This window comes from Moritella dasanensis ArB 0140 (assembly GCF_000276805.1).
Taxonomy (GTDB): Bacteria; Pseudomonadota; Gammaproteobacteria; order Enterobacterales; family Moritellaceae; genus Moritella; species Moritella dasanensis.
In genome coordinates this window covers 1-15,581 of sequence record NZ_AKXQ01000014.1, presented here as the reverse complement: position 1 = coordinate 15,581, position 15,581 = coordinate 1, and the positions used below count along the sequence as shown (strand labels likewise).

Here is a 15,581-nt window from a genome sequence, read left to right as displayed (position 1 = left end):
CATGTTTCAAACTACCGTTGAATTATTGTTACAGGGCCACACCATTTGTCAGGTTAGTCAACCAGATGCATACCGCTATTTGTCTGAACAAAGCTTGTTTGAAAAGGTAAATGATTACCTGCGTTTGATTAACCGTAAGGTAAAAGTGATTGAAGACGGCTTAGCGTTTGTTGCTTGTTACTGCACGATTGAAGAAGAAAACCGCGGTGATATTCGTCAGCAGTTACGCCAAGTACGTGATATTTTCCGTCCCTTGGTTAATTTCCTCGATCTTGCCATGACAGCCCTGGTACATGATTGTGCCATGCGTGCTGGCGATACGATCCGTTTATCCGAATTATTACGTGGTATTGAAAACGAGCCGACGTTAAAGCAGCAGCTGGCGTTATTGACCAATAAAGGTATTTTCAAAACCAGTCGTAACGAGATCTCTGAACAACTTAACTTCATCCTCAAAAAATTAGATGAAGCAGGTTACGTGCAGCGCTTAGAGACTGGCAGTACCATCTATCAGATCACCGCTAAGATGAACTACATTCACGAGTTAATTGATTTTATTAATGACAGTGAATCGTTGAAACTAGAAACACAAGATAACCATATCTTCGATGACTCACAGTCGGAGATGTTTTAATGTCACAGCAGCAAAGTGCTTCTGAAGTCGAAAAAATTGCCCAGATAATTCGTAGCTCGTTTGCTAAATCAAACAGTACGATGTTGGCGCAAGCGTATTTTGATGGCAATATTATTGATGATGGTGAGAATACTGCATTATTAGAAATGCTCACCAAAAATGGTCTGATCCGCCCAAGTGAAGAAGATGGCACTTACATGCTTGCCATCAACTTAAAGCGTATTTTAGACAAGTTATTGTTACGTCACGCGTCTTATCGTAAACGTACTGATATTGCCAAAGTCATGCAGCACATCGACGGCGACATCAAATCATACAAGCGCGCGTTATTAACTGGCCAGCATAATGAAGTGTCTTTCTATTTAAGTCAGATTGACGAAGAACTTTACGGCATTGTTTACGAATTAGAAGACAGTGTGAGTGGTTTATTCGCGGCAATTACCAGTAAATTTGGTTTTGTTGATAGCTTAGAAAGTAAAATTCATGAGAATGAAAAAGCCATTGCCTATACCGAAGGCCTGCTTAACGCATTAGCGGATATTAATCTTAATGATGTGTACTCGTGGTTAGATTGGGATGATGTACCGGCGGAATTAAGCCGTAAAGTGACCTTCTTTATTGATGGTTACCGCCGTATTAACCGTCAACTAGAAAGCGCGGTTCATCGTATGCGCCAGCTGTTAATGACGCTGCGTAAGCAAAATGATCAAGTGGCTCGTCTTAAGGCGATGTCTAAATACCTTAAAGACAACCCTATTTGGGAACTTGACGACTACGCTGAACGTGAACAAGTGCCCGCTATCTTCAATCGTGTTGCCCCTCTGGTATTATCAGCCAGTATTGATATTAGTAATCAGGTACAACAAGAAGAACTGACTGACATTTACAACTCATTACGTAAAGAAAGCAAGTCAGACGCTGAAACCGTTGATTTACGTAGCAGCGGTCGTATTGATGACTTACAACAAAAGGCCCGAGAACTCGAAGCCGATTATGTTTTGTCACAATGTGAAGTGTTATTCAAACAAGTATTAAGTAATAAAGGTGATCGTTTCTCTGCCCTGCACTATTGGCAGCAAGATGCTCAGCTCACAGACATTTTACCGAAGCATTTATGGCTGAGTATTCTATATAATGAATACCACAAGTGTGCCCCCGCGGTACGTAAAGTCATGGCGATTGATTTTCCTAAAGCGATCACAACCAATTTACCCGGTTCGATATTAATCTCAGGTAATTTACGCGTTAGCGATATTCAACTACAACGAGGTTAACGGTTCGAATCAGAATAAATCAGTATTTTATTACGAACTATTGAAACTACATCTAGACTGATTAAAGTTAAGGTGAGTTTTCACACAAGAAATGGAAGTTACACAATCTGGTGATGCTCCTGCATGAGTTTCTACATATGTAAATAATCTAGGGACTAGAGCCTATGTTCGCACTTAAAAAAATTATTGGTACTTGGCTAATGCCATTACCTTTATTACTCACTATTTTTATCCTTGCTGCACTGTTATATAAATTCACACGCTTTGAACGAACAGCTCAAATTTTTATTTTTAGTAGTTTTATTACATTATTACTATTAAGCCTTGCCCCCGTTGCAACACGTTTAGCGGCGTTGTTAGAGTCTCAGTACCCAAGTTATCAGAATCAAAGTGTCGATTACATCCACGTATTAGGTAATGGTCACACGACTGTAGACAGCTTACCGATCACCAGTCAGTTAACTCCAGCAGCCCTAGCCAGAACCACAGAGGGTGTACGAATTTATAAACTGAACCCAACGGCCAAGTTAATTTTTAGTGGTTATGCCAGCGGTGATATCAACAGTAATGCTAAGATGAATGCCCGCTTAGCAATCGCGTTAGGGGTACCGAAATCAGCTATATTATTGTTAGAGTCGCCACGTGATACAATAGAAGAAGCCATTGAAAACAAAAAGATAACTAAAAATAAAACACTTGTATTAGTTACTTCAGCAACCCATATGCCACGGTCAATGAAGATCTTCCAACAACAGGGTTTAACTCCAATCCCAGCACCTACTGCGCATGTCAGCAAAACGACTAATGAGATCCAACCTATCCAAAATTACTTTCCTAGAGCTAAAAACCTTGCTATTAGCTCTATGGTGATCCATGAATGGTTAGGATTGGCTTGGTTGTCGTTAAAAAATAACCAATAGAACTCATATCCTGTAATTAGCCGAAAAATTCCGATTGAATTGCGCAAGTAAACGTGGGGCAAGTCACAGTTACTGCATTTTATGTAGTTTTATTACCAAAAATTGTCTTATGACAACTTGCCCTAGCGCTAGATGACTCTATAATCATCTCATGTTCTTAATTAAAGTCGCTTTGACATAACGTCAGCACTTAAGTTAAAGAAAAATAGCTTTAAACCATATCGGAGATAGACATGAGACAAGCACTAGTAATGGGTAACTGGAAATTAAACGCAACTAAAGCATCTGTAGAAGCTTTAATTAACGGTTTAGTTGATGCGGCAAAAGACAATGCAACTGTTGAAGTTGCTGTATGCCCTCCTGCTGTTTTTATCCCACAAGTTGAAGCATTAACTGCTGACACTGCAATTACATACGGCGCACAAGATTGTGACGTTAACACTTCAGGCGCATTCACTGGCGAAAACTCAGCAGTAATGTTGAAAGAATTCGGTTGTAAATACACACTTGTTGGCCATAGCGAACGTCGTGTTATACACGGTGAATCAAGCGAAGTTGTTGCAGACAAATTTGCTGTTGCACAAGAAAACGGTCTAGTACCTGTACTTTGTATCGGTGAAACACTAGAGCAATTCGAAGCTGGCGAGACTAAAGCAGTTGTTGAAGCACAACTTCAAGCTGTTGTTACTAAGTCTGGTATTACATCGCTAAACAATGCAGTTATTGCATACGAACCTGTTTGGGCAATCGGTACTGGTAAAACAGCAACACCTGAAATTGCACAAGAAATCCACGCTCATATCCGTTCATGGTTAGCAGAGCAAGATGCAGCTGTAGCAAACAAAGTTCAAATCCTTTACGGCGGTTCTGTTAAAGGCGCTAACTCTGCTGAATTATTTGGTCAAGCAGACATTGATGGCGGCCTAGTTGGCGGCGCTTCACTAGACGCTGTAGAATTCTCTAAAGTAATTGCTGGTGCTTCTGCATAGTTGCCTATCAAAAGCTAATATAGAGATAATATCTTCTCTGCATTAGTGCTAAAAGTGTAGTTATACCTATTACGCCGTAATAATGTATTGCTACACTCCTTTCTTATTAAACTAATATTCAAAAAATAAAATTGCACCAAGGCATTATTTTGTTTTCACGATGAAAGTTTCATATGAAAGCGTGATTAATATCACTTTAGTAATAAAATGAGTCATAAAGACACAGAAAATAATAGCAGACCTAGTTATACTAAAATGATAGAAACTAGTGATGATAAATACAAATTAGTTATAATAACTAAATAGAATGTAGCAGCGACAGATAAACTATAATTGGTGTACTAAGCATATAAACAACCGTGCCACCACCTGCTGCCACAGTACGCTCTCATAAAGAGCAGTACTTTAACCCAATAAATAAAGTATCATCGATTGATATATTTGAGGCTTCAATGATTAAAAAAATAGGTGTTTTAACAAGTGGTGGTGATGCACCCGGCATGAACGCAGCAATCCGAGCAGTTGTACGTGAAGGCTTACATCTTGGCTTAGAAGTTTATGGTATTTACGATGGTTATGCCGGTTTACACGAAGGCCGTATCGAGAAACTAGATCGTAAATCTGTTTCTGATGTGATTAACCGTGGTGGTACTTTCCTAGGCTCTGCACGTTTCCCTGAATTCAAAGAAAAAAGTGTTCGTGAAGAAGCAATCAAGAACCTTAAAAAACACGACATCGATGCGCTTGTTGTTATCGGTGGTGACGGTTCTTACATGGGTGCGATGAAACTAACTGAAATGGGTTTCCCTTGTATCGGTATTCCGGGCACTATTGATAACGATATCCCAGGTACAACTTATACCATTGGTTTTGATACTGCACTAAACATCGTGGTTGATGCGATTGACCGTTTACGCGATACTTCAACATCTCACCAACGTATTTCGATTGTTGAAATCATGGGTCGTTACTGTGGTGATTTAACCATGGGTGCAGCAGTTGCCGGTGGTGCTGAATTCGTTGTCATTCCAGAAAAAGGCTATGATGAAGCTGATTTATTAGCACAAATTCAAGCAGGTATCGATAAAGGTAAGAAACATGCCATTATTGCTATGTGCGAACATGTAACAGACGTTAACCAGCTTGCGAAACATATTGAAGCAGTGACAAGTCGTGAGACACGAGCAACTGTTTTAGGTCATTTACAGCGTGGTGGTACACCAACAGCTCGTGACCGTATCATGGCAAGCCGAATGGGTTCATATGCTGTTAAGTTATTAATAAGTGGTGAAGGCGGTCGTTGCGTTGGTCTAATGAACTCAGAAATGGTTCATCACGACATCATCGATTGTATTAACAATATGAAACGTCCGTTCAACCAAGAACTGTTTGATCTGTCTGATTCATTATTCTAAACGCTGTTAGTTTTAGAACAAGATCATGTTAGATTTAAAATGATTTGAACAAAAAAGCGAAATCAACTTACATTGATTTCGCTTTTTTCTGTCTACTGTATTAACTGCTCTCGTAGTTTCGCTACTTTATCGCGCGTTTCACCGGCTTTTTCAAATTCCAGATCTTGCGCATATTTATACATCACCTCTTCTAAACGTACGATCTCTTTACTCAGTTCAGCTGGCGTAAATATCGCATACGTCGCTTTCTGCTCAGCAATATGCATCATTTGTTGCTCTGGCGTTCTACCAATATTGAAACCTTGACCCACCTTCTTCTTCAATCCGGTTGGTGTAATGCCATGCTTGATATTATGCTCATGCTGCAAAGCACGACGGCGTTCAGTTTCGCTAATCGCTTTATCCATCGCTTTGGTGATGCGATTAGCATATAAGATCGCCTTGCCTTCCAAGTTACGAGCGGCACGACCAATGGTTTGGATCAGAGAACGCTCAGAACGTAAGAAACCTTCTTTGTCAGCATCCAGAATCGCCACTAACGACACTTCTGGCATGTCTAAGCCTTCACGCAATAAGTTAATGCCAACAAGCACATCAAATACACCTAAACGTAAATCACGGATGATCTCGACACGTTCAACGGTATCAATATCAGAATGCAGATAACGTACCTTCACGCCGTGATCGGCAAGATATTCAGCCAGATCTTCAGACATACGCTTAGTTAATGTCGTTGCAAGTACCCTTTCGCCTTTCTTAGCTCGGATGTTAATTTCACTGAGCAGATCGTCAACTTGGGTATCAACAGGGCGCACTTCAATGATCGGATCTAACAAGCCAGTTGGGCGCACAAGCTGTTGCACAATTTCACCCTCACAACGGTCCAATTCATACTGACTCGGCGTTGCTGAAACATATAAGGTTTGCGGTGAAATAGATTCAAACTCTTCAAATTTAAGCGGTCTGTTATCTAATGCCGATGGCAGGCGGAAACCGAATTCAACCAGCGTTTCTTTACGCGAGCGGTCACCTTTATACATGGCACCAATTTGTGGCACTGTCACGTGTGACTCATCAATCACTAACAAGCCGTCATCGGGTAAATAGTCTAATAACGTTGGAGGCGCATCACCTGGAGTACGACCAGATAAATAACGAGAATAATTTTCAATACCCGAGCAATAACCCAACTCTTGCATCATTTCAATATCAAACTGCACACGTTGGCTGACGCGCTGTTCTTCAACTAATTTATTCGCTGATATTAACTGCTTTTTACGTTCTGATAATTCAACTTTGATATGTTCAATTGCGGCTAAGATCTTCTCTCTTGGGGTGACGTAATGCGTTTTAGGATAAATAGTCGCACGTTCTACAGACTTTTCAACCGCGCCTGTTAACGGATCAAAATAGCTTATACGTTCAATTTCATCATCGAACATTTCCATGCGCACTGCATGCTTGTCTGATTCTGCAGGGTAAACATCGATTACTTCACCACGTACTCGGAATGTTGAACGTTTAAAGTCCATGTCGTTACGGGTGTATTGCAGTTCCGCTAAGCGGCGAATGATACTGCGCTGGCTTATCACCTCACCAACAGAGATATGTAACATCATTTTTAAATATGATGCTGGATCACCCAGACCGTAAATAGCAGAAACAGACGCAATCAAGATCACATCACGGCGTTCTAACAACGCTTTGGTCGCTGACAGGCGCATTTGCTCGATGTGAGCATTTACAGCAGCATCTTTTTCAATAAAGGTATCAGTACTCGGTACGTAGGCTTCTGGCTGATAATAATCGTAGTAAGAAACAAAGTACTCGACCGCATTGTTCGGGAAGAATTCTTTCATCTCGCCATAAAGCTGCGCAGCAAGGGTTTTGTTTGGTGCCATCAATAGTGTAGGACGATTCAATTGCGCAATCATGTTCGCAATAGTGTAAGTTTTACCAGAGCCAGTTACCCCTAATAAGGTTTGACTAGCCACACCGGCATTAAAACTATCAACTAGCTTTTCAATCGCTTGAGGCTGATCACCACTCGGGGTATATTCAGAACATAAATCGAATAAAATCGTCATTATTTAAAGTCACAACTTAGCTTATAAATTATATAGAGCCATAATACCAATTTACACTTAGTCCGCCAGCAGAATTATCACCCTAGCCATGATTACTGATCATTTAAAATTAGAACAACAAGTCTAAAATCATCAATAAAAACAAAATGTCAAGCAGTTATCAACAGTCATAATAAAAATAAATTTGCAGTGGTTGTTTTTGATACAGAGATTGTAGGGATGCATTATACACATGTGCATAAAATCAAAATAACAAGGCTAAGCAATTGATTTAAAGTGGTTAAATAGTCTTTAGAGGTATTATCAATACGACAAGTTAAAATCATCTAAAATGTAGAGTTATACTTTTTACATACTTAATCAACAGAGTTATCCACAGATTTAGTGGATAACTCAAAAATAGTGTCATATTCAATAATCAAGCAACATAACACGACATCCGACTCTGTTTATAACACATAGAAGCACTAATTATTTATCGAGGTAGCACAAAGAAGGTTTAAATGCGGTGTAACCAATAATTATTTACAGGGGGCGAATGTACGGACTTATTTACAATGAGACATTTTCTTCTTCGACTGCAAACGTATATCTATTTTTCCCCAAGCTCTTACTCATATACATGGCTTCATCTGCTTTCTTAATCAACGTTTTTGCGCCAACGGTTAGTTTATTACCTTTAAAAGGCACGGGTTGAGATACCACTTTAAGCATTTTGTCCTCAATTGATTTGACGGTCATTGGCTAATCTTAAACTCGTAAATCCGTTAATGCATCGTGATTGGCAAAATGATGATTTTGTTCTTCTATATCCTTTTGTCAGGTTATATCCGATTGTGTACCGAACATTAATAGTCGTTTTCAACGCAGTCCATAACCCCCGACCAGTGTACACAGCAAGATACTCACTAAAATGGGTAAATATTTATGCATAATTGCCATTCTCATCACCTGGAAAGCAACATTTTTATCTGACATTTCGACTTTCCGTAGTTTAAAAGTACATCCGTAGTACCGCTTATTCGCCACAATCACTCTAGGATAGTCACTATATTAATAAAACATGAACAATGTTCAATTTAAAGTATTGAAAATGTTAGCCTAACCACAACTTTTAAATTGCTTACTTAAACTACGCTATCAATAATTCTTAACCATCATCGCTCAGTTATTCGACAAACAAAACGCAAATACCAATTTCACCCGCTTTATCATTGACACTAGAATCATCTAACCTTAATATTCGCCCCGTCTTCGAAACAAAGACAAGTAATTCCCCTTTAGTTCAGTTGGTAGAACGGTGGACTGTTAATCCATATGTCGCTAGTTCGAGTCTAGCAAGGGGAGCCAAATTATTCTTTATCTCTTATGAAGAGATTAGGAACAACAGTTGGTTTTATTTTCTTTTAATTGAATTTTCAAGTAAAGTAAATAGACGGGCTGGCTTCGAGAGAAGCGTACAACTTATTAGCTTTATAAAAAGCAAACCAACAATTCCCTTTTAGTTCAGTTGGTAGAACGGTGGACTGTTAATCCATATGTCGCTAGTTCGAGTCTAGCAAAGGGAGCCAATTTACTTTCAGTGAATTAACGTATTAAAAGTACGCATTGAAAGTACGGTTAGTGATTTACGCTACTATATAATGTCGTGTAAACTGTTAATCTGTTTCGTAAGAAACACACAATTTATTCGCTTTAATTTTATTAACTCAAAATGAAGCAAACCAACAATTCCCTTTTAGTTCAGTTGGTAGAACGGTGGACTGTTAATCCATATGTCGCTAGTTCGAGTCTAGCAAAGGGAGCCAATTTTTAAGTACAAAGTACCTAAACAGCTTATTACATAGCTGTTTATGAAAAGAATAATTCCCCTTTAGTTCAGTTGGTAGAACGGTGGACTGTTAATCCATATGTCGCTAGTTCGAGTCTAGCAAGGGGAGCCAATTTTTAAGTAAAGAGTACCTAAGCCGCTTATTACATAGCTGTTTATAAAAAAGAATAATTCCCTTTTAGTTCAGTTGGTAGAACGGTGGACTGTTAATCCATATGTCGCTAGTTCAAGTCTAGCAAAGGGAGCCAATTTTTAAGTAAAGAATACCTAAACCGCTTATTACATAGCTGTTTATAAAAAAGAATAATTCCCCTTTAGTTCAGTTGGTAGAACGGTGGACTGTTAATCCATATGTCGCTAGTTCGAGTCTAGCAAGGGGAGCCATTTTTAAGTAAAGAGTACCTAAGCCGCTTATTACATAGCTGTTTATAAAAAAGAACAATTCCCTTTTAGTTCAGTTGGTAGAACGGTGGACTGTTAATCCATATGTCGCTAGTTCGAGTCTAGCAAAGGGAGCCATTTTTAAGTAAAGAGTACCTAAGCCGCTTATTACATAGCTGTTTATAAAAAGAATAATTCCCCTTTAGTTCAGTTGGTAGAACGGTGGACTGTTAATCCATATGTCGCTAGTTCGAGTCTAGCAAGGGGAGCCAATTTTTAAGTAAAGAGTACCTAAGCCGCTTATTACATAGCTGTTTATGAAAAAGAATAATTCCCTTTTAGTTCAGTTGGTAGAACGGTGGACTGTTAATCCATATGTCGCTAGTTCGAGTCTAGCAAAGGGAGCCAATTTACTTTATTCTGTTCTTACTTTTTAGTGAGACCAAAAAGAATAGAGAACACCAACAATGATATGTTGTATATATAACCACAACGCATCAGCTTCAAAAGAAGCAAACGAATAATTCCCCTTTAGTTCAGTTGGTAGAACGGTGGACTGTTAATCCATATGTCGCTAGTTCGAGTCTAGCAAGGGGAGCCAATTTCTTTATCTTTATAGTCACACTCTCCTATTAATTCCTTCGTAAATCATCTATTTAAATACCTCAATTATAATATAGTGCCCTCTATCGCATATTCTTTATCCAATCCTAATTATTCGTGTTTTTATTGATCTAAAAAGGTTAATCTAAAGTAACAGGGATGTAAATTTTATAGGGATAATGAAAATGACGGATTATTTTCGCTGCAACCTTTTTCTGACATTTGTTTTTTTATGTATGTTGATCAGCGCATCAGGTTTTAGCTACAATTCATTAAACTCATCATTGGCGGTTCAAGGCAGTGCTGTTAATGACGTATTAAGTCAAAAGATAACGCTTGATTCAATTACGGATGATAATACGAAGTTACTCACCGAGCGTCTCGCGCTAAGCCAATTATTCATTCAAACAGAATCAGTATCTTCAAGTTGGGAATCAAATATCAACTACCCGACTTTGATCCAACTGATCTTTCCGCAGCTAACTAAGCATTTTTCCGGTGCGACAGACTTATTCAGTTATAAATTTAAGTTAAGGTTTAGTCAAAAAGATAACGTGATTATTCAGTTATTAAGCACCTTTACTATTTCACTGTTTATCGCCTATTTATTATGCCTGCTATCCGTTAAGCGATTACTGGTTGGCCTAGAAAAAAATATCATGCACGAAATTGGTAATACCACAAAACCAAAGCACCAATCATTTCCTGCTGTCACTCGCCTTCTTGCTCAGCATAAAGCAGAGCATCATAAAGAGTTACAAGGCCAGCACGATGAAATTGAAGCGCTATCAAAACAAATCAACATGGATAATTTGACCGGCTTATACAATCGGTTTTATTTTCGTGGTGAACTCGTCGAAATCTTATCGGAGAAAAAGCAATCTCAATCTGCAATTCTCGCATTAGTTCGCGCAACGGCGCTAGGACATATCAATAAACACAGAGGCTTTCAACTTGGCGATACTTATCTAAAAGATATCTCAAATATGCTAAAGCAATGCACAAAGCGCTATCCAGATAGCCAGTTATACCGTGTATCAGGTCCTGATTTCGCCATCATCATCCCCAATATGACGGCTGCAGTCGCCCATAAATTGGCGCGAGAGATAAAAGCTAATTTAGATGAATATCAATCACTGCATGAACTAGAAAATGTCGCTTATATTGGCATTACAACGATTCATTCAGGCCACCAGCCCGAGCAAGTGCTTGCCCGCGCAGATACAGCATTGGCCAAAGCACAACTTGAAGGACCAAATCATTGGGCTTTCCAACAGCAAGATAGCCAGCAGGACAACCAAGGCCAATCTTATTGGAAAGAGGTCATAGAAGAAATAATCAATAAACGCTGTCTGATGTTACTGAGTCAACCAGTACAACCAATTCATCGAAATATGAAAAATTACCAAGAGATATATACCCGCTTTATTGGTAGTAATAATGCAGTGCTACCAACTCACACCTTGTTTGCGATGGCTCAACGTTTGGATTACACCGTCAAATTAGACCAAATAATTATTGAAAACATTATCAGTAATAGTCGCACGCAAATGGATGGCAACAGCCATTGGGGTGTCAACTTGACGTCTCAGTCCGTGCAAAGTAGCGCATTCATTGTCTGGTTAGAACGTCTATTATTACGGGAGCCGAATATTGCCGCTAATCTCGTGTTCGAAATAGATGAAATTGTGTTAGAAAGAAACATTGTTTCCAGTAAACGCGCAATTGATATGTTACGCCGTGTTGGTAGTCGCTCCGCCATTAGTAAATTTGGTCACGGTATTAGCTCATTTAAATTATTTAAAGAACTCAAACCAAACTATATAAAAATAGACAGTGGCTTGATCCAATCAATTACCGATGATAACGCCAGTCAACAATTCTTACGTATGATCGTTGATGTCGCACACCGCATGAGCTGCCAAGTCATTGCCGAAGGTGTTGAAGAGTTGGCACAAAAACAATTGCTGGAATCTATGCATGTCGATGGGATCCAAGGTTACCTTATTGCAAGACCTGCTCCTTTAAGCAAAATAGTCAGTTAAAACAGTAAAAACCCCAGATAACGTAAGGAGACTAATTGATTTTTAGCCTTTTTACGTTATCATTTTAGTGCTTTCCTATTGTAACAATGATCCAGATCCCTGATAATATGGCCTCCCATAGTCACTGTATTACTTCATCATGACCGAATATCTCTTACTACTAGTCAGCACTGTGCTTGTAAACAACTTTGTACTAGTCAAATTCCTTGGTTTATGCCCATTTATGGGTGTATCGAGCAAATTAGAAAGTGCAATCGGCATGTCGTTTGCGACAACGTTTGTCTTGACCATTGCGGCAATGTCTTCATACCTTGTTGAAACGTATATTTTAACGCCGCTCGGCTTAGAATACCTGCGAACGCTGAGTTTCATTCTGGTGATTGCCGTTGTGGTACAATTTACCGAAATGGTTGTGCATAAAACCAGCCCTACCCTTTATCGTCTGTTAGGTATTTTCTTACCGCTGATCACCACTAACTGTGCGGTTCTTGGCGTGGCATTGCTTAATATTAATGAAAAACATAACTTTATCGAAAGTGCGGTATATGGCTTTGGCGCTGCGGTTGGTTTCTCATTAGTGCTTATATTATTTGCGGCCATGCGTGAACGTATCGCTGCTGCAAACGTCCCTGCCCCTTTTAAGGGTACTTCAATCGCTATGATCACAGCTGGACTTATGTCCCTTGCTTTCATGGGCTTTACGGGCTTAGTTAAACTTTAACTATTGATAACTATGACTACTATTCTAATTGCAATTATTACCCTTGTTATTCTCGCCGCTTTGTTTGGGCTTGGACTCGGCTGGGCAGCTATTCGTTTCAAAATTGAAGGTAACCCTGTCGTTGAGCAGATTGATGCAGAGCTACCACAAACACAATGTGGCCAATGTGGCTACCCGGGTTGTAAACCCTATGCCGAAGCCGTCGCCAATGGTGCTGAAGTTAACTTATGTGTGCCTGGTGGCGCAGCGACCGTCGAAAAACTCGCTGATATCATGGGCGTTGAAGTTAAACCCGTCGCAGAACAAGAACATGATGCCAGCATTAAACTCGTTGCGCGGATCATTGAAGAAGACTGCATTGGTTGTACTAAATGTATTCAAGCCTGTCCTGTTGACGCTATCGCAGGGGCAACGCGTGCAATGCACACTGTCATTGTTGATGCCTGCACCGGTTGTAAATTATGTGTGGCACCATGTCCGACCGATTGTATCGTGATGGAACCAGTACAAACTGCCTGGAAATGGCAGTTAGATTCTATCCCAATCGTCAATATTAAGTAGGTCACATGATGTCATTAATCGAACAAATCAAAAATGGTAAACTGTGGCGCTATCTTGGTGGTGTACATCCGCAAGAGAACAAAACCCAGTCTACAAGTTTAGCGATCACCACCGCGAGTATTCCTAAACATCTTATTATTCCTGTGAAGCAACACATTGGCCAAGGCGGTCAAATCATTGTTGCAGCAGGCGATCGGGTTTTAAAGGGTCAGCCACTTACCGCTTCAGATTCATTTATGGCAGTACCTGTTCATGCGCCGACATCTGGCACGATTGAACATATTGCCCAATATCCAAGTACCCAGCCCTCTGCTGCACCAGAAATTGCCATTAAGCTTGTCTGCGATCAAGAAGATCAAGCCGTGCCAGCGCAACCGGCGTTAGATTATAAACAGCTATCAACGGCTGAGTTGCAGCAATATATTAGCCAGGCAGGTGTTGCCGGTATGGGCGGCGCGGGTTTCCCGACAGCCGTTAAATTAAATGATAGACAGCCGATTGAATTCTTATTAATCAACGCCGCAGAGTGTGAACCTTACATCACGTCTGATGATGTATTAATGCGTGAACGTGCTGACGATATTATTCAAGGTATTGAGATATTACGTCACATGATCAAGCCTGCACTTTGTGTTATTGGTATTGAAGATAATAAACCTGATGCCGCACAATCGTTAGAAGCCGCGATCAAAAAACTTAAGCTAAGCGATGATATCGTCGTGCATAAAGTGCCGACAAAATACCCGAACGGCGGTGAAAAACAGTTAATTAAGATGCTCACGGGTAAAGAGATCAGCAAAGGTCAAATCCCTGCCCAGTCTGGCATCGTGATGCAAAACGTGGGTACGATCTACGCGGTTAAGCAAGCGATTATAGACCGCCAACCACTGCTAAGTCGTATCGTGACGTTAACGGGTAAAGCCTTTCCGCAACCTCGTAATGTACAAGCGCTCATTGGTACGCCAATCAAAGCGCTACTAGACGAGTTTGACTGTAATGAAAACCAAGCGGCAGCCATTATCTATGGTGGTCCTATGATGGGCTTTACCTTGCCACATGCGCAATTTTCATTAACCAAAACGGGTAACTGTATTTTAACGCCCGTTAAGGATGAAATTCCACAAGTCAGAGAAGCGGATGCTTGTATTCGTTGTGGTGAATGTGCTGAAGTCTGCCCTGTCGATTTATTACCACAGCAATTACATTGGTATAGCCAAGCGAAAGACGTGAAAAAGCTGGCTGATTACAATCTAATGGACTGCATTGAATGTGGTGCATGTAGTTATGTTTGCCCAAGCCAAATACCGCTTGTACATCAATACCGTATTGCCAAAGTTGAAGTCCGTGAAAGCGATGCTGAACTTGCTGCTGCGGCCATTGCCAAAGAGCGCTTTGAAAAACGTAATGAGCGTTTAGCATTAGAGAAAGCACAACGCGAACAACGTCAAAAAGACGCTGCTGAAAAACGCCGAGCCACTGCGAAAGCTTTAACGGGGGAAGATCCAGTTAAAGCCGCAATGGAACGCATTCAAAAAGCTAAAGCCGCAGAACAAGCGCCAAGTGACGGTCAAAGTAATAAAGGTTCTGCCGTTGCTGATGCCATTGCGCGTGCTAAAGCCAAGAAAGCAGCGTCAGCTAGCGCGGCATCAGTAGAAACTGCGATGCCAAATACCGACCTTCCAGACAATTCAGCGGTCATTGCTGAGCGTAAAGCCAGAAAAGCCGCCGCGAAAGCGAAACGTGAAGCCGAAAGTTCAGAGCCAGCTGGAATAACAACCAGCCCAGCGATTGAAGCGAAGAAAGCCGCCGTTGCCGATGCAATCGCCCGTGCTAAAGCCAAAAAAGCAGCCGCTGGAGGCTCGACTACAGATGCTTCTACACCATCCATTGATGGTAAAAAAGCCGCGGTTGCTGCTGCTATCGCCCGTGCGAAAGCCAAGAAGGCTGCCGCACAAGCAAGTACAGCTGAAGCAACTGAAGTACCTGAATCACCCGCGCCTGCTGTCGATGCTAAAAAAGCCGCGGTTGCTGCTGCAATTGCTCGCGCTAAAGCCAAGAAGGCTGCCGCGCAAGCAAGTACGACTGAAGCAATTCAAACACCTGAATCACCCGCGCCTGCT

11 protein-coding genes and 10 tRNA genes are annotated in these 15,581 nt (G+C 40.7%); 19 read left to right on the top strand and 2 right to left on the bottom strand.

What is annotated here, in order from left to right:
• Nucleotide 1 precedes the first annotated feature (1 nt).
• The 5 genes from A923_RS0112905 (at nucleotide 2) to pfkA (ending at nucleotide 5,232) form a co-directional block, all read left to right on the top strand.
• Complete coding sequence (locus tag A923_RS0112905) at nucleotides 2–634, top strand: condensin complex protein MksE (RefSeq protein WP_017222086.1); 633 nt, start codon at nucleotides 2–4, stop codon at nucleotides 632–634.
• The gene (locus A923_RS0112900; protein ID WP_017222085.1) at nucleotides 634–1,908 is read left to right on the top strand and encodes a hypothetical protein; all 1,275 of its coding nucleotides are present in this window, start codon (nucleotides 634–636) and stop codon (nucleotides 1,906–1,908) included. Before A923_RS0112905 ends, A923_RS0112900 begins: the two co-directional genes overlap by 1 nt.
• A gap of 164 nt (nucleotides 1,909–2,072) precedes the next feature.
• On the top strand, nucleotides 2,073–2,828 hold the full coding sequence (gene elyC, locus A923_RS0112895; protein WP_017222084.1) for an envelope biogenesis factor ElyC: 756 nt from the start codon (nucleotides 2,073–2,075) through the stop codon (nucleotides 2,826–2,828).
• Between the two features lie 233 nt (nucleotides 2,829–3,061).
• Nucleotides 3,062–3,817 carry a triose-phosphate isomerase gene (gene tpiA / locus A923_RS0112890; RefSeq protein ID WP_017222083.1) on the top strand — a complete coding sequence of 252 codons (756 nt, stop codon included), beginning with the start codon at nucleotides 3,062–3,064 and terminating at the stop codon, nucleotides 3,815–3,817.
• Nucleotides 3,818–4,269: 452 nt separating this feature from the next.
• A complete protein-coding gene (gene pfkA / locus A923_RS0112885) occupies nucleotides 4,270–5,232 on the top strand; it encodes a 6-phosphofructokinase (RefSeq protein ID WP_026006231.1) in 963 nt (320 codons plus the stop codon).
• A 92-nt stretch (nucleotides 5,233–5,324) separates the two neighbouring features.
• Here the strand turns inward: pfkA and uvrB are convergent, their stop codons facing one another.
• On the bottom strand, nucleotides 5,325–7,319 hold the full coding sequence (gene uvrB, locus A923_RS0112880) for an excinuclease ABC subunit UvrB (RefSeq protein ID WP_017222081.1): 1,995 nt from the start codon (nucleotides 7,317–7,319) through the stop codon (nucleotides 5,325–5,327).
• 552 nt (nucleotides 7,320–7,871) lie between these two features.
• Complete coding sequence (locus tag A923_RS0112875) at nucleotides 7,872–8,060, bottom strand: hypothetical protein (RefSeq protein ID WP_017222080.1); 189 nt, start codon at nucleotides 8,058–8,060, stop codon at nucleotides 7,872–7,874.
• A gap of 533 nt (nucleotides 8,061–8,593) precedes the next feature.
• On the opposite strand from A923_RS0112875, the gene A923_RS0112870 reads away from it, so the two are divergent.
• From A923_RS0112870 to rsxC, 14 genes are all read left to right on the top strand, one after another.
• Nucleotides 8,594–8,669: transfer RNA gene (locus A923_RS0112870), tRNA-Asn, on the top strand.
• A gap of 145 nt (nucleotides 8,670–8,814) precedes the next feature.
• Nucleotides 8,815–8,890: transfer RNA gene (locus A923_RS0112865), tRNA-Asn, on the top strand.
• A 161-nt stretch (nucleotides 8,891–9,051) separates the two neighbouring features.
• Nucleotides 9,052–9,127 (top strand) — tRNA-Asn (locus A923_RS0112860).
• A gap of 59 nt (nucleotides 9,128–9,186) precedes the next feature.
• Nucleotides 9,187–9,262: transfer RNA gene (locus A923_RS0112855), tRNA-Asn, on the top strand.
• Nucleotides 9,263–9,322: 60 nt separating this feature from the next.
• Nucleotides 9,323–9,398: transfer RNA gene (locus A923_RS0112850), tRNA-Asn, on the top strand.
• Nucleotides 9,399–9,458: 60 nt separating this feature from the next.
• Nucleotides 9,459–9,534, top strand: a tRNA-Asn gene (locus A923_RS0112845).
• A 59-nt stretch (nucleotides 9,535–9,593) separates the two neighbouring features.
• Nucleotides 9,594–9,669 (top strand) — tRNA-Asn (locus A923_RS0112840).
• A gap of 58 nt (nucleotides 9,670–9,727) precedes the next feature.
• Nucleotides 9,728–9,803, top strand: a tRNA-Asn gene (locus A923_RS0112835).
• Between the two features lie 60 nt (nucleotides 9,804–9,863).
• A tRNA-Asn gene (locus A923_RS0112830) sits at nucleotides 9,864–9,939 on the top strand.
• A gap of 117 nt (nucleotides 9,940–10,056) precedes the next feature.
• Nucleotides 10,057–10,132, top strand: a tRNA-Asn gene (locus A923_RS0112825).
• 187 nt (nucleotides 10,133–10,319) lie between these two features.
• Entirely contained in the window at nucleotides 10,320–12,179 is a 1,860-nt protein-coding gene (locus A923_RS0112820; RefSeq protein ID WP_017222079.1) for an EAL domain-containing protein, read from the top strand.
• 139 nt (nucleotides 12,180–12,318) lie between these two features.
• Nucleotides 12,319–12,900: an electron transport complex subunit RsxA gene (gene rsxA / locus A923_RS0112815; protein ID WP_026006230.1), complete on the top strand. Its 582-nt coding sequence runs from the start codon at nucleotides 12,319–12,321 to the stop codon at nucleotides 12,898–12,900.
• A gap of 12 nt (nucleotides 12,901–12,912) precedes the next feature.
• Nucleotides 12,913–13,461 carry an electron transport complex subunit RsxB gene (gene rsxB / locus A923_RS0112810; RefSeq protein WP_017222077.1) on the top strand — a complete coding sequence of 183 codons (549 nt, stop codon included), beginning with the start codon at nucleotides 12,913–12,915 and terminating at the stop codon, nucleotides 13,459–13,461.
• Between the two features lie 5 nt (nucleotides 13,462–13,466).
• Nucleotides 13,467–15,581: electron transport complex subunit RsxC (gene rsxC / locus A923_RS0112805; RefSeq protein ID WP_026006229.1), on the top strand; the 2,115-nt coding region annotated here is incomplete at its 3' end.

Coding starts and splice junctions, on each gene's coding strand:
- elyC (WP_017222084.1), top strand. CDS start 2,073: ATGTTCGCACTTAAAAAAATTATTGGTACTTGGCTAATGCCATTACCT.
- pfkA (WP_026006231.1), top strand. CDS start 4,270: ATGATTAAAAAAATAGGTGTTTTAACAAGTGGTGGTGATGCACCCGGC.
- tpiA (WP_017222083.1), top strand. CDS start 3,062: ATGAGACAAGCACTAGTAATGGGTAACTGGAAATTAAACGCAACTAAA.
- uvrB (WP_017222081.1), bottom strand. CDS start 7,319: ATGACGATTTTATTCGATTTATGTTCTGAATATACCCCGAGTGGTGAT.
- rsxB (WP_017222077.1), top strand. CDS start 12,913: ATGACTACTATTCTAATTGCAATTATTACCCTTGTTATTCTCGCCGCT.
- A923_RS0112900 (WP_017222085.1), top strand. CDS start 634: ATGTCACAGCAGCAAAGTGCTTCTGAAGTCGAAAAAATTGCCCAGATA.
- A923_RS0112905 (WP_017222086.1), top strand. CDS start 2: ATGTTTCAAACTACCGTTGAATTATTGTTACAGGGCCACACCATTTGT.
- A923_RS0112875 (WP_017222080.1), bottom strand. CDS start 8,060: ATGACCGTCAAATCAATTGAGGACAAAATGCTTAAAGTGGTATCTCAA.
- A923_RS0112820 (WP_017222079.1), top strand. CDS start 10,320: ATGACGGATTATTTTCGCTGCAACCTTTTTCTGACATTTGTTTTTTTA.
- rsxA (WP_026006230.1), top strand. CDS start 12,319: ATGACCGAATATCTCTTACTACTAGTCAGCACTGTGCTTGTAAACAAC.